Origin of the sequence: Arthrobacter sp. N1 (assembly GCF_048288285.1) — a bacterium.
In the GTDB taxonomy this organism is placed as follows: Bacteria; Actinomycetota; Actinomycetes; order Actinomycetales; family Micrococcaceae; genus Arthrobacter_D.
In genome coordinates, this window is sequence record NZ_CP102608.1 from 3,198,954 (window position 1) to 3,211,093 (window position 12,140).

General features: G+C 70.4%; 13 protein-coding genes. 3 read left to right on the top strand and 10 right to left on the bottom strand.

Annotation, left to right across the window (positions count from 1 at the left end):
* Positions 1 to 5 precede the first annotated feature (5 nt).
* Together NVV32_RS14845 and NVV32_RS14850 are read left to right on the top strand one after the other, a co-directional pair.
* The gene (locus tag NVV32_RS14845; protein ID WP_422390676.1) at positions 6 to 1,568 is read left to right on the top strand and encodes an FAD-dependent monooxygenase; all 1,563 of its coding nucleotides are present in this window, start codon (positions 6 to 8) and stop codon (positions 1,566 to 1,568) included.
* Positions 1,565 to 1,903 (top strand): UBP-type zinc finger domain-containing protein, encoded by a 339-nt coding sequence (locus NVV32_RS14850; protein ID WP_055767167.1) that lies wholly within the window; start codon positions 1,565 to 1,567, stop codon positions 1,901 to 1,903. Before NVV32_RS14845 ends, NVV32_RS14850 begins: the two co-directional genes overlap by 4 nt.
* A gap of 94 nt (positions 1,904 to 1,997) precedes the next feature.
* Here NVV32_RS14850 and NVV32_RS14855 read toward each other — a convergent pair whose 3' ends face one another.
* The 9 genes from NVV32_RS14855 to NVV32_RS14895 all read right to left on the bottom strand — a co-directional run bounded on the left by NVV32_RS14855 (position 1,998) and on the right by NVV32_RS14895 (position 9,976).
* On the bottom strand, positions 1,998 to 2,504 hold the full coding sequence (locus NVV32_RS14855; protein WP_055767164.1) for a MarR family winged helix-turn-helix transcriptional regulator: 507 nt from the start codon (positions 2,502 to 2,504) through the stop codon (positions 1,998 to 2,000).
* A complete protein-coding gene (locus NVV32_RS14860) occupies positions 2,501 to 2,881 on the bottom strand; it encodes an Hpt domain-containing protein (protein ID WP_055767161.1) in 381 nt (126 codons plus the stop codon). Before NVV32_RS14860 ends, NVV32_RS14855 begins: the two co-directional genes overlap by 4 nt.
* A 185-nt stretch (positions 2,882 to 3,066) precedes the next feature.
* Positions 3,067 to 3,447: a response regulator transcription factor gene (locus NVV32_RS14865; protein ID WP_162237509.1), complete on the bottom strand. Its 381-nt coding sequence runs from the start codon at positions 3,445 to 3,447 to the stop codon at positions 3,067 to 3,069.
* A 128-nt stretch (positions 3,448 to 3,575) separates the two neighbouring features.
* Positions 3,576 to 4,094, bottom strand: coding sequence for a monovalent cation/H(+) antiporter subunit G (gene mnhG, locus NVV32_RS14870; protein ID WP_082471213.1), 519 nt, complete (start codon positions 4,092 to 4,094; stop codon positions 3,576 to 3,578).
* A 3-nt stretch (positions 4,095 to 4,097) separates the two neighbouring features.
* Positions 4,098 to 4,355, bottom strand: coding sequence for a monovalent cation/H+ antiporter complex subunit F (locus NVV32_RS14875; protein ID WP_055767154.1), 258 nt, complete (start codon positions 4,353 to 4,355; stop codon positions 4,098 to 4,100).
* Complete coding sequence (locus tag NVV32_RS14880; protein ID WP_055767151.1) at positions 4,352 to 4,897, bottom strand: Na+/H+ antiporter subunit E; 546 nt, start codon at positions 4,895 to 4,897, stop codon at positions 4,352 to 4,354. The genes NVV32_RS14875 and NVV32_RS14880 overlap by 4 nt, the downstream gene beginning before the upstream one ends.
* Positions 4,894 to 6,504, bottom strand: a complete 1,611-nt coding sequence (locus NVV32_RS14885; protein ID WP_055767148.1) for a Na+/H+ antiporter subunit D — start codon at positions 6,502 to 6,504, stop codon at positions 4,894 to 4,896. The genes NVV32_RS14880 and NVV32_RS14885 overlap by 4 nt, the downstream gene beginning before the upstream one ends.
* On the bottom strand, positions 6,501 to 6,977 hold the full coding sequence (locus tag NVV32_RS14890) for a Na(+)/H(+) antiporter subunit C (RefSeq protein ID WP_055767145.1): 477 nt from the start codon (positions 6,975 to 6,977) through the stop codon (positions 6,501 to 6,503). The genes NVV32_RS14885 and NVV32_RS14890 overlap by 4 nt, the downstream gene beginning before the upstream one ends.
* A complete protein-coding gene (locus NVV32_RS14895) occupies positions 6,974 to 9,976 on the bottom strand; it encodes a Na+/H+ antiporter subunit A (protein ID WP_422390677.1) in 3,003 nt (1,000 codons plus the stop codon). Before NVV32_RS14895 ends, NVV32_RS14890 begins: the two co-directional genes overlap by 4 nt.
* Before the next feature lie 140 nt (positions 9,977 to 10,116).
* Between NVV32_RS14895 and NVV32_RS14900 the strand changes: the two genes are divergently transcribed.
* A complete protein-coding gene (locus NVV32_RS14900; protein WP_055767139.1) occupies positions 10,117 to 11,505 on the top strand; it encodes an MFS transporter in 1,389 nt (462 codons plus the stop codon).
* Between the two features lie 32 nt (positions 11,506 to 11,537).
* On the opposite strand, the gene dcd is transcribed toward NVV32_RS14900, so the two are convergent.
* Complete coding sequence (dcd, locus tag NVV32_RS14905) at positions 11,538 to 12,113, bottom strand: dCTP deaminase (protein WP_055767136.1); 576 nt, start codon at positions 12,111 to 12,113, stop codon at positions 11,538 to 11,540.
* Positions 12,114 to 12,140: the final 27 nt, after the last annotated feature.

Genomic DNA, 12,140 nt, shown 5'->3' on the forward strand with positions numbered 1-12,140 from the left:
CAGCCATGACCGGGCACGAGGACCGGGGGGAGGACGTCGACGTCCTGGTGGTCGGTGCCGGGCCGACCGGCCTGATGCTTGCCAACTGGCTCGTGAGGCTGGGCGTCCGGGTCGCCGTCATCGACGCGAAGGACGGACCGACGGAGGAGTCACGGGCGCTCGGGGTGCACTCGCGCTCCATGGAGATCTACGACCAGCTCGGCGTCGTCGAGCGCGTCCTGGACCAGGCCGTGCGCGCAGTATCGATGCGGCAGGGATTCGGCCGGACGGCCTTCGCGCCCATCCCGCTCACCACCCTCGGTCGCGGGATCACCCCCTACCCCGGCATGTATGTGCTCGAGCAGAGCGCCAACGAGCGGATCCTCGCGGAGAACCTCCTGGCGCTCGGCGGGTCCGTCCGCTGGCGGCACCGCCTCGTGGCCCTGGACCTCGCCGACGGCGGTGTCGTCGCGCGCGGGGACGCTCCGGCGGGCCCCTGGACGCTCCGCGCGCGGTACGCGGTGGGGTGCGACGGTGCATCGTCGACGGTGCGGGCACTCCTCGGCATCCCCTTCGAGGGGACCACCAGCCGCCGGACCTTCTACCTCGTGGACGCCGTGGGAGTGGAGGGGCTGGCTTCCGCCTCCGTCAACATCCGGCAGGGCGCCACCGAGTTCCTCCTCGCCTTCCCCATGCGGCCCGACGGCGAGGGCCGGGGCGGACAGCGCCTGATCGGGATCGCCTCCGACGACGACGCCCCCGCCGTCACGGAGGACGTCGCGCGGAGCCGCCTCGCAGCGTCCTTCGGTGTCACCTACGAGTGGTCCCGCTGGTTCTCCACCTACCGGGTCCACCACCGCATCGCAGCGCGGTTCCGGACGGGGCCCGTGTTCCTCGCCGGGGATGCCGCCCACGTCCACTCACCCGTCGGCGCACAGGGCATGAACACCGGGCTGCAGGACGCGCACAATCTCGCGTTCACGCTCGCCGACGTGATCCTCCGAGCCGCCCCCGAGCGCACCCTCGACCGCTACGAGGCCGAGCGCCGGCCGGTCGCCCTGCGGCTGCTGCGCACCACGGATGCCGTCTTCCGCGGCATCACCTCACGCTCGCGCCCCGCCCTGCTGGTGCGCCGGTACCTGCCGCGGGTCGTGCTGCCGCCGGCCGTCGCCGTCCTGCCGCACCTGCCCCTCGGGCGGCGGCTCGCGGGCTATCTCGGCCAGGTCCGCATCCGGTACTGCATGCCCGGCGCTCGGGAGGGGCAGCGGGGACGGCACGCCGTCGTCGGCCGCCGCCTGCCGTGGACGGGCGGGAACTTCGACGCGCTGCGGGCTGCGTCCTGGCAGGTGCACGCGTACGGCGCAGGAGCCGATGCTCCCGAGGCCGTCGTCGTCGCGGAGGAGCTCGGTCTGGCGCTCCAGGCGTTCACCTCCGGTGGTGCCACCGGGCTGCGTGCCGGCACCCTCTACCTCGTGCGGCCGGACGGCTTCGTCGCCTCGGCCGCTCCGCCCGCGGACGCCGTGCGGGTCTTCCGCGCGGCGCTGCAGGATCTGGCCCCCCATCTGCTCGTGGAAGGACGACGATCATGACGACCATCGACACCGGGGCACGCCCCTCGGGCACCGGGTGCGCGGAGTGCGAGGACACCGGCGGGTGGTGGGTGCACCTGAGGAGGTGTGCGGGCTGCGGGCACGTCGGCTGCTGCGACAGCTCGCCCGCCCAGCACGCCTCGGCCCACGCCGCCGGGACCGGTCATGCCGTGGCCATGTCCTTCGAGCCGGGCGAGGACTGGTTCTGGGACTACCGTGCGCAGCAGTTCGTCGACGGTCCGGCGCTCGCGGAGCCCACGAGCAGGCCTCTGGATCAGCCCGCGCCGGGGCCCGCCGGTCGTGTCCCCACCGACTGGCGACGACACCTCCACTGAAGGCGCAGACCGGACCGGCCACCCCGGGCCTGCCGGTGGACCTGCTCCGTGACAGCCGTCCGACAGCGAGGTCCTGATGCGTGGCGCCGTCGGTCTACGGGGCCCCGGGAGCGTGCTGCACGCCCAACCCCTCGAGCAGGACCACCAGGCTGGTCCGCAGTCCCGGCTCCGCGCCGAAGGACCGGTGGGCGACCGGTAGCGTCTCGGCGGCCCAGTGCAGCGTCTCCCGCCCCGCATCGGTCAGTCGGACGGTCAGCGCCCTGCCGGCGCGCGCGGACGCCCCACGTGTCAGGAAGCCCCGGCCTTCCAGCGACGCCAGCGTGCGGCGCAGGGTCTGGGGCTGCAGATGCAGGATGCGGGCGAGCGACGCCTGGGTTGCGGGCTCGACGGCCTGGAGGGCCTGCAGCGCCACGAGCCCCGCAGTGGTGAGGCCCGCTCCCTGCAGCCGCTCGTTGACGTCCTGCTCCCACAGGCGCGCCGCCGTCGTGAGGAGGCGGCTGGTCGACCACCCCTCGTCAGCGGACGATCCACCGGCCTCGGCTGAGCCGCGCGACACGGACACTGCCATGGCGCGGGAGATGGCGGCGCGCGGGCGGGTCATGCGGTCCACCCCGCGCGGCCCGTCAGGGCCGGCAGCACCTCGTCGACGGCGGCGCCCAGCTGGTGGTCCACGGCGTCGTCGATCATGGCCCACGGGCGCGGCACGGTGCGCAGTCCACGCAGGAGCACCGACGTGGCCTCGACGAGGCGGTCGGCACCGATCATGGCGGCGCTCGACCGGAGGCTCAGCAGCGCGATGACGGCCTGCTCGGTCTGCCGTGCGGTGCACGCACGCCTGATGCGCCGCAGACGCTCCGGAGCGAGCTCGACGAAGGACGCCACGAAGGACGTGACTGCTTCCGGCGACGTCTCCGCGACGAATCGCTCGAGGACGGCGCTGTCGATGGGATACGACGGGTAGGGACCCTGCACGGTCATGCCGATGACTCCTGGGTAGCGCTGGGCGGACTGAGACCAGCAGGGCTGAGCCAGGCAGGAGAAGGATGGGACGGCGCGGGGACGTTCTTCTTCACCGGCATGCGCCCCCGCAGAACCGTTGTTGACCTGACGGACACGCTACCGTGCGTCGTGCCGGTCCTGGAAGTCGTCGGCCCGGTCCCGGGTCAGGCGGCACCCTCGCGGGGTAGGACCTCGTCGAGATACGCACCGAGGACGCGTGGGCTGAACGGCTTGCCCATGAAGTGGTCGGAGCCGGCGGCGAGGCACTGTTCGGCGGTGAGCTGGGGCGGGCGCGCGGAGATGGTCAGGATGTGCGCGTGGGACAGGGCACGCAGGACGGGACACAGGGTCAGCCCGTCCATGTCGGGCAGGTTGAGGTCGAGCGTGATCAGCTGGGGGTCCGTCTCCTCCACGAGGCGCCGGCCCTCTGCCCCGGTGATGGCCTCGTGGACCGAGAACCCGCGGGAGGACAGCACGATCACGAGCAGCTGGCGGATGTCGGCGTCGTCCTCGATCACGACGGCCTCCCGCCGCTGCCCGTTCATGCCCTCGCTCCGTCCCATCGCCACCCCATCGTTCCGATCCCCCCGATCAGCAGTTACCTTACCGTCCCCGGCCGCCATACCCCCCGCTGCCCGGTCACCCGTCGGTGCTCCCTGGCCAGGGCGGCGGATCAGGAGGATCTGCCGGACTCGCCCCGGGTGGTCGCGCCGCCCGGCGCACCGCGTCGGGGAGAACCGGCACCGGGACCGCCCGTCCCGGTGTCCTCCCCCGTGGTCGCAGCGTCGCCCGGTGCACCGGCCTCGGCATCCCCGGCGGGAGATCCGGGACGCTCCTGCTCGTGGCCGGGCGCCGCCGCGGCCCGCGTGACGACGTCGTCGAGCTCGTCGAGGGTCAGCAGGTCCCGCCGCAGGTGCCGTGTGCGGTATCCGGCCCGTCCCACCATGTGCGCAGAGACGGGGCTGGTGAGGAGCTGGAAGACCCAGCAGAGCACGAGGATCGGCACCAGCAGCCAGCTGCCGTTCTCCACCGCGAGGGCGAGCAGGAAGAGCAGCAGTCCCAGCACCTGCGGCTTCGTGGCAGCGTGCATGCGCGAGAGCAGGTCGGGGAAGCGGACGAGCCCCACGCCGGCCGCGAGCGACATGAGGGCACCGCCGATGAGGAGGACGGAGACGACGACGTCCTGGACCATGGGCTACTTCCTGTCCGTGACGAAACGGGCGACCGTGACCGATCCGATGAAGCCGATCAGAGAGATCGTGACCAGCAGGATCAGGTTGTCGAGGTGCCTGTTCACCACCATGTTCAGCACGAGGGCCGCGCCGATGACGGCGAGGACGACGTCGAGCGCGAGGACGCGGTCCAGGATCGACGGTCCCAGGACCGCACGGTAGAGGGCCAGACCCGCGGCCAGCGCGAGTATTCCCCCTACGACATAGATCACGGCGTTCATGCCCGCTCCTCCGCCAGCAGTGCATCGAGGTCCGTCCGGGTCCCCATGATGCGGATGAGCCACGCCTCGGTCGCGCGGACCTCCTCGCGGATGTCCTGGGCGTCCTCGTCCGTCAGGACGTTGAGGCAGTGCAGGTAGAGCGTCGACGTCGAGCGGTCGACCTCCAGCACGAGCGAGCCCGGGATCAGCGAGAGGGCGTGCCCGGTGGCGGTCACGAGGAAGTCGGAGGAGCTCCGCAGTTCGACCGCCACCACGGCGTTCCGGAGCTCCGGTCCCCGCGTGAGGCCGAGCCAGAACACCTGCACGCTGGCGGTGACGAGCTGGACGAGGAACCTCCCGATGAACGGCACCAGCCAGAACACGTTGAACCGCCCTGTCAGCTCCACCGGAGGAAGATAGAAGAAGTTGACGACGCCATAGGCGATGATCGCCCCGAACACCAGGTTCCCGACGCCGAAGTCCTGCCAGAGTGCGCCCCACACCAGGACCAGCCAGATGACGAGGGGAAGCTCCGTGATCAGGGGGATCCGCTGCCGGCTCATCGGTCGGCCCCCGCTCCGAGGACGGCCTCGATGTACGGCGTGCGGTCGAGCATCTCCTGCGCGGCGCCGTCGCTCAGGGTGAACAGCGGCCCCGCGAGGACGGTCAGCGCGAGCCCCAGGGCGACGAGGCCGATCGTGGGGCCGGTCATGCTCGCCGGCAGCAGCCGCACGGGGTCCTTGCCGGCGAACCGACCGGTGTCCTCGCCGGTCACGTGGCGGGAGGTCCCGACGCTCGAGCCGTCGGCCTTGCTCGCGAGGAGGATGGGATCAGGGTCCTCGGCATCGGCCGGGCTGCGCCAGAACGCACGGTTCCATACGCGGGCCATCACGAGCAGTGTGAGCAGGCTGGTCGCCACTCCCCCGGCCACCAGCACGTAGGCGAGGGGTGTGCCGAGTTCCACGCCCGCCTGGATCAGGCCGAGCTTGCCGAGGAAACCGGAGAACGGCGGGATCCCGGCGAGGTTCATGGCCGGCAGGAAGAACAGGAGCCCGAGCAGCGGCGACAGCTTCGCGAGCCCGCCGAGCCGGTCCACGTTCGCCGTCCCACCACGGCGCTCGATCAGCCCCGTCACGAGGAAGAGGCTGGTCTGCACGATGATGTGGTGGGCCACGTAGTAGACGGCCGCGCCGAGGCCGATCCGCGTGGAGATCGCGAGCCCGAACACCATGTAGCCGATATGGCTGACGAGGGTGAAGGAGAGCAGCCTCTTGATGTCCGACTGCGCCAGGGCGCCGAGGATGCCCACCACCATGGTCAGCAGGGCGACCACCATGAGGAGGGAGTTGATGCGGTCACCCGGGAAGAGCAGCGTCTCCACGCGCACCATCGCGTACACGCCCACCTTCGTCAGCAGACCCGCGAACACCGCGGTCACGGGAGCCGGTGCGGTGGGGTAGGAGTCGGGGAGCCAGAAGGAGAGCGGGAAGACCGCGGCCTTGATGCCGAAGGCCACGAGCAGCATGAGATGGAGGACCAGTTGTGTCGCCGGGTCCACCGACTCCAGCTTCACGGCGAGATCCGCCATGTTGATGGTCCCCGTGGCTCCGTAGATCATCGCGATCGCGATGAGGAACAGCATGGACGACACCACGCTCACGACGACGTAGGTCACGCCCGCACGGATGCGCGGGGCGGTCCCGCCGAGCGTCATGAGGACGTAGCTCGCGGTGAGGAGGATCTCGAATCCGACGTACAGGTTGAAGAGGTCCCCGGTCAGGAAAGCGTTGGACACCCCTGCCACCAGGATCAGGTAGGTGGGGTGGAAGATCGAGACCGGCCCGTCCTCGTCGCCGTCCGCCATTCCCTGGCCGGCGGCATAGATCAGCACCGAGAGGCTGACGGCGGAGGACACCACGAGCATCAGCGCCGAGAACTGGTCGACGACGAGCACGATCCCGAAGGGTGGCTCCCAGCCGCCGAGCTTCACGGCGTGCGTGCCGGCGGACGGGGCGGAGATGAGCATCACCACCTCGATCAGGAGCGTCACACTGAGCGTCGAGATGCTCACCGCCCGCTGCGCCCGGGCGTGGCGGATCAGGATGAAGGTCACCGCGGCCCCGAGGAAGGGCAGGACGACGGCGAGCGGGGCGAGGTCCGCGGCGATCATCGGGGTCCTTCCGTTCTGCCCGCGCGATCGGCGGCGGCAGCGGCGGACGGATCCTCCGCCTCACTGAACTCGGTGGTGTCGGCGATGATGTCGGCGTCGTCCTCGTAGTCGTAGCTGTCCTGGTCGGCGACCCTGCGGTCCTCGGGATCGTCCTGCACGTCGTCCACGCGGCCCAGCACCCAGGACCGGTAGATGATGCCGAGCATGAACGCCGTGACGGCGAAGGTGATCACGATCGCCGTCAGGATCAGGGCCTGCGGCAGGCTGTCGGTGTACTCCTCCGCGGGAGTCCCCGCGGTGTACAGCGGGGATCTCCCGCTCGGGCCGCTCGTCGCCAGGATCAGGATGTTCGCGCCGTTGCCGAGCAGGATCAGGCCGAGGAGCACCCGGGTGAGGCTGCGCTCGAGCAGGAGGTAGATGCCCGCGGCGAAGAAGGCCGCCATGAGGACGATCAGCGTGATGTTGACCGTCATGGCCGTACTCCCTCTGCCTCGGTGGCGGGTGGGACGAGGGCGTCGGCCCCGGTGTCCTCGGCGACAGGGTCGTCCGATTCCGCGCGTTCGTCGATCTCCGATCCGAGGCTCCGCAGGACGTCGAGGACCAGGCCGACGACGATGATGTAGACGCCGATGTCGAAGATGGTGGACGTCACGAACTTCACGTCGCCGAAGACGGGCAGCCAGAACTCGAGGATGTAGCTCTCCAGGACGGCCCCGCCGAGGAACAGGGGCGCGATCGCCGTCAGGGTCACGATCGCGAGTCCGGCGCCGAGGAGGGTTCCGGCGCTCACCGGGCTGGCCTCCGCCAGTTCGAACCGTCCGCCCGCCAGGTATCGGATGGCCAGGGCGAGGCCCGCGGTGAGGCCTCCGGCGAAGCCGCCGCCGGGCAGGTTGTGACCGGCGACCAGCAGGTAGACGGAGAGCACGATGATCGTGTGGAAGAGCAGCCGCGTGATGACCTCGAAGATGATGGAGCGGCGCTCCGGGGCCAGGGTACGACCGGCGACGAGCCACGGATCGCGGCTGACGTCCGCGAACCTCATCGCCAGGGCACGCGCGGCACCGGCCCGCCCACCGGCGTCGAGCGGTTCCTGCCCGCGGTCCACCGAGCCGTCCTCGACGCCGTCGGCCCGGCGCCGCTTGTCCCCCCGCCCGCGGACGAAGATGAGGCTCGCGATACCGGTCGCCGCGATGGCGAGCACGGTGATCTCGCCGAGCGTGTCCCATGCCCGGATGTCGACCAGGAGCACGTTGACGGCATTCGCGCCGCCGCCCTCGTCGTAGGCCATGCCCGGGTAGGCGATCGAGATTGGAGCGGAGTTCCGGGAGGCCATTGCCGACATCGCGATCACCGCCATGATGCCGCCGAAGGCGATCCCGAGGCCCGCCCGCAGGAGGCGGTGCCTGCTCTCCGCGCGGTTCCACAGGCGGGCCGGCAGCGAGCGCAGTGCCAGGACGAAGGCGACCAGCACGATCGTCTCGACGAGCATCTGCGTCAGGGCCAGGTCAGGAGCTCCGTGGAGGGCATAGATGATCGCCATGCCGTAGCCCGTGATGCCCACCATGAGTACCGCCATGAAGCGCTTGGTGGCACGGAGCGCGGCCACGATGCCGACCAGGATCGCGGCCGCCGCCACGACCTGGGCCGGCGAATCCGCGATGCGGAAGTCTGCCGGCATCGGCGCGTCGAAGACGATCAGGGCCGTGAGCGGCGTGACGACGGCCGTGGTGAGGATGACGAAGAGATAGAAGGCGAGGGAGCCTCGCTGCGTCCGCCCGGTCACGCCCACCGCGACGTCGTCGAGCACGCCGATGGTGGAGCGGTACACCACCTCGGCGTCACGGGCGGACGGCAGGCGCCCCTGCAGTCGCTCGAAGGGACCGCGCAGGAGGTACAGGGCGGTACCGGCAGCGATGGTGACCACCGAGAGCAGGAGGGGGAGGTTGAATCCGTGCCACAGCGCCAGGTGCGCCGTGTCACCCTCGACGGGGAAGAGCGAGGCGTAGGGCTGGATCACGGCGTCGAGCGGGAGCGGCCACACACCGAACAGCACGGAGGCCACCGCGAGGACGGCGGGCGCCAGGAGGAAGGAGGTGCGCACGCGCTTGAAGTCGGTCCGCGGTACCCCGTGCTTGAGGGCGAAGGCACCCCAGACGAAGCGGGCGCTGTAGGCGAAGGTGAGGACGGACCCGAGGACGATCCCTCCCAGCAGGAGGGTGCCGACCACGCCGTCCCCGGCCCGGTGCACGAAGGCCTCGAAGACAGATTCCTTGGCGACGAACCCGAGCAGCGGCGGCACGCCGGCCATCGATCCGGCAGCGACCAGCGCGACGGCGAACAGGGCCGGTGAGGTGGCCCCGACGCCGGACAGCACCCGGAGGTCACGCGTCCCGGACTGGTGGTCGATGATGCCGACCACCAGGAACAGGGTCGCCTTGAAGAAGCCGTGGGCGAGGACCAGCCCGAGGCCCGCGAGGGCTCCGTCCTGCCCGCCGAGCCCCACGACCATGACGAGGAAGCCCAGCTGGCTCACCGTGCCGTAGGCCAGCACGAGCTTGAGGTCGTGCTGGCGGAGCGCCCGCCACCCGCCGAGGAGCATGGTGGTCATCCCGAGCACGAGGATGACCGGGTACCAGAAGGCCGTCTCGCCGAAGCCCGGGGCGAAGCGGGCGACGAGGAAGACCCCGGCCTTGACCATCGCGGCCGCGTGCAGGTAGGCGCTGACCGGCGTGGGCGCGGCCATGGCTCCCGGCAGCCAGAAGTGGAACGGGACGAGTGCCGACTTCGTGATGGCCCCGACCAGGACCAGCGCGACGGCGACGTCGATGATGGTCCCGCGCGTCACCAGGTCCGCCGACGAGGCGAGGATCTCCGAGATGCGGTAGGTCCCTGCCGTCTGGCCGATCATGACGAGGCCCACGAGCATCGCCAGTCCGCCGAAGGTGGTGATGATGAGCGCCTGCAGTGCGGACCGGCGCGCTGAGAGCCTGTGCCGGGAGTAGCCGATCAGCAGGTAGGAGAGGATCGTCGTCAGTTCCCAGAAGATGAACATGAGGATCAGGTCGTCGGCCAGGACCAGCCCGAACATCGACGCGGCGAACGCGAGCAGCTGGGCACCGAAGGCCCCGACGTCGGGATCGTCGCTCTTGAAGTAGCGCGCACAGTAGAACAGCACGAGGGCGCCCACGCCGAGAATGAGGATGCAAAGCACGGCCGCCAGCGCGTCCAGCCGGAAGGCCAGCTCGAGCTGGAGGCTGGGGATCCAGGGCACCGTGACCGAGGGCGGCGCGCCGCTCCCGCCGTCGAGGGCCACCTGGTCGGAGCCCAGCACGGCGGGCAGCTGCACGAGGAGCCAGACGAAGCCGCCCGCAGGAGCAGCGGCGAGGACGAAGAACGCGGACCTGCCGAATCGGGCGAAGAGCGCGGGCGCCACGAGCGCACCGGCGAACATCACAATCAGCACGGTGAGCATGGGGTCTCGATCTTCCGGTGGCGGTCGGTCGGGCTCCCCCAGTCTATCGACTTGAATTGGTCAAAGCTTCCACTGTCCCGGAGGCATCCCCTGCTGCGGCGCTCCTGTGATACAGGTCATGCGGCGCTAGCATTCAGCTCATGAGCACCTACCAGCAGGCCCCTCAGCCTGCCGACACCCCCGAACCCCAGCCGTCCGTAGGCACCGGTCGCATCTTCAGCAGGCCGGTCCTCGCCTGGGCATCGTGGGACTGGGGGTCCGCGGCCTTCAACGCCGTCATGACAACCTTCGTCTTCACCGTCTACCTCACGTCCGAGGCGTTCGGCGGGGAGGAGCGCGCATCGCAGGTCCTCGGCTGGGGTCTTGCCGGCGCCGGCCTGCTGATCGCCCTGCTCGCCCCGGTCACCGGGCAGCGGTCCGACTCCGGTGGCCGCCGCAAGCTGTGGCTCGGCGTGAACAGCCTGATCGTCGCCGTCCTGACGGCGCTCTGCTTCTTCGTCCTCCCGAGCCCCGGCATGCTGATCCTCGGAGTGGCGCTGATCGCCGCCGCCAACATCTTCTTCGAGTTCGCCGGCGTCAACTACAACGCGATGCTGACGCAGATCTCCACGCCCGCCACCGTGGGCCGCGTGAGCGGGTTCGGCTGGGCCATGGGGTACGTCGGCGGGATCGTGGCCCTCGTCGTGGTGCTCGTGGTGTTCATCCAGCCGGTCGTCGACTGGGCCGGGGCCTCGAGTGAGAACGGGCTGAACATCAGGCTCGTGGCGGTGTTCTCCGCCCTGTGGTTCGCGGCCTTCGCGCTGCCCGTGATGTTCGCCGTGCCGGAGGTGCCACGGCGGGCCAGGGCCGCGCAGCTCGGCTACCTCGCCTCCTACGGGCTGCTCGTCCGCAGGGTGCGGACCATCTACCGCGAGAGTCCCCACACCATCTACTTCCTGCTCGCGAGCGCCATCTTCCGCGACGGGCTCGCGGCCGTCTTCACCTTCGGCGGCATCCTCGCGGCCGGCGCATTCGACTTCTCGCCGAGCATGGTGATCGTCTTCGCCATCGCGGCGAACGTGATCGCCGCGATCGGAGCGGTGGTCGGCGGCTTCCTGGACGACCGCATCGGACCCAAGCGCGTCATCATCGGAGCGCTGGTGGGACTGCTGGTCGCCGGCTCGGCGATCCTCCTGCTCGGCACCGAGACGTATTCCTTCTTCGGCATGCAGTGGACCTCCGACACCACGTTCTGGGTCTTCGGACTGCTGCTGACGCTCTTCGTGGGCCCGGCGCAGGCCTCGTCGCGTGCCTATCTCGCGCGGCTCGCCCCTGTCGGGGACGAGGGTGAGCTGTTCGGCCTCTATGCGACCACCGGCAGGGCCGTGAGTTTCCTCGCACCGACCCTGTTCGCCCTCTGCATCGGACTTTTCGGGTCCCAGCTCTACGGCGTGATCGGGATCCTCGTGGTCCTGCTCGCCGGACTCCTCGTGCTCCTCCCGGTCAAGCCGCCCGCGCAGGTGACGCGCGCCGTCGTGCCCGAGGCGTAGCCGCGGTCCCGGTGCGGCCGGGACGGGCCGCCCTAGATGTCGGTGCGGTGGAAGTTCAGGTGGCTGCGCGACGCCGTCGGGCCCCGCTGCCCCTGGTAGCGGTTGCCGTACTCACCCGAGCCGTAGGGGTGCTCGGCGGGCGAGGTCAGCTTGAAGAAGCACAGCTGCCCGATCTTGGAGCCCGGCCACAGCTTGATCGGCAGCGTCGCCATGTTGGACAGTTCGAGGGTCACGTGGCCGGAGAACCCGGGATCGATGAAGCCGGCGGTGGAGTGGGTCAGGAGCCCCAGGCGACCGAGCGACGACTTGCCCTCGAGCCGGGCCGCGATGTCGTCCGGCAGGGTCACGGTCTCGTAGGTCGACCCGAGCACGAACTCGCCGGGGTGCAGGATGAACGGCTCGTCAGGAGCCACCTCGACGAGGCGCGTGAGGTCCGGCTGGTCCTCCGCCGGATCGATGTGCGCGTACTTGTGGTTGTCGAAGAGCCGGAAGTAGCGGTCGATGCGCACGTCGACGCTGGAGGGCTGCACCATGAGCGGATCGTGCGGTTCGAGGACGATCCGGTGAGCGGCGATTTCTGCTCGGATGTCGCGGTCTGAGATCAGCACCGTCCAAAACTACCAGCCGCACCACGG

What these genes read in the sequence shown, in the direction of transcription:
- NVV32_RS14890 (WP_055767145.1), bottom strand. Translation starts at nt 6,977, where the DNA reads ATGACGGTCAACATCACGCTGATCGTCCTCATGGCGGCCTTCTTCGCC.
- NVV32_RS14855 (WP_055767164.1), bottom strand. Translation starts at nt 2,504, where the DNA reads ATGACCCGCCCGCGCGCCGCCATCTCCCGCGCCATGGCAGTGTCCGTG.
- NVV32_RS14860 (WP_055767161.1), bottom strand. Translation starts at nt 2,881, where the DNA reads ATGACCGTGCAGGGTCCCTACCCGTCGTATCCCATCGACAGCGCCGTC.
- NVV32_RS14850 (WP_055767167.1), top strand. Translation starts at nt 1,565, where the DNA reads ATGACGACCATCGACACCGGGGCACGCCCCTCGGGCACCGGGTGCGCG.
- NVV32_RS14875 (WP_055767154.1), bottom strand. Translation starts at nt 4,355, where the DNA reads ATGAACGCCGTGATCTATGTCGTAGGGGGAATACTCGCGCTGGCCGCG.
- NVV32_RS14900 (WP_055767139.1), top strand. Translation starts at nt 10,117, where the DNA reads ATGAGCACCTACCAGCAGGCCCCTCAGCCTGCCGACACCCCCGAACCC.
- NVV32_RS14880 (WP_055767151.1), bottom strand. Translation starts at nt 4,897, where the DNA reads ATGAGCCGGCAGCGGATCCCCCTGATCACGGAGCTTCCCCTCGTCATC.
- mnhG (WP_082471213.1), bottom strand. Translation starts at nt 4,094, where the DNA reads ATGGTCCAGGACGTCGTCGTCTCCGTCCTCCTCATCGGCGGTGCCCTC.
- NVV32_RS14845 (WP_422390676.1), top strand. Translation starts at nt 6, where the DNA reads ATGACCGGGCACGAGGACCGGGGGGAGGACGTCGACGTCCTGGTGGTC.
- NVV32_RS14895 (WP_422390677.1), bottom strand. Translation starts at nt 9,976, where the DNA reads ATGCTCACCGTGCTGATTGTGATGTTCGCCGGTGCGCTCGTGGCGCCC.
- NVV32_RS14885 (WP_055767148.1), bottom strand. Translation starts at nt 6,504, where the DNA reads ATGATCGCCGCGGACCTCGCCCCGCTCGCCGTCGTCCTGCCCTTCCTC.
- NVV32_RS14865 (WP_162237509.1), bottom strand. Translation starts at nt 3,447, where the DNA reads ATGAACGGGCAGCGGCGGGAGGCCGTCGTGATCGAGGACGACGCCGAC.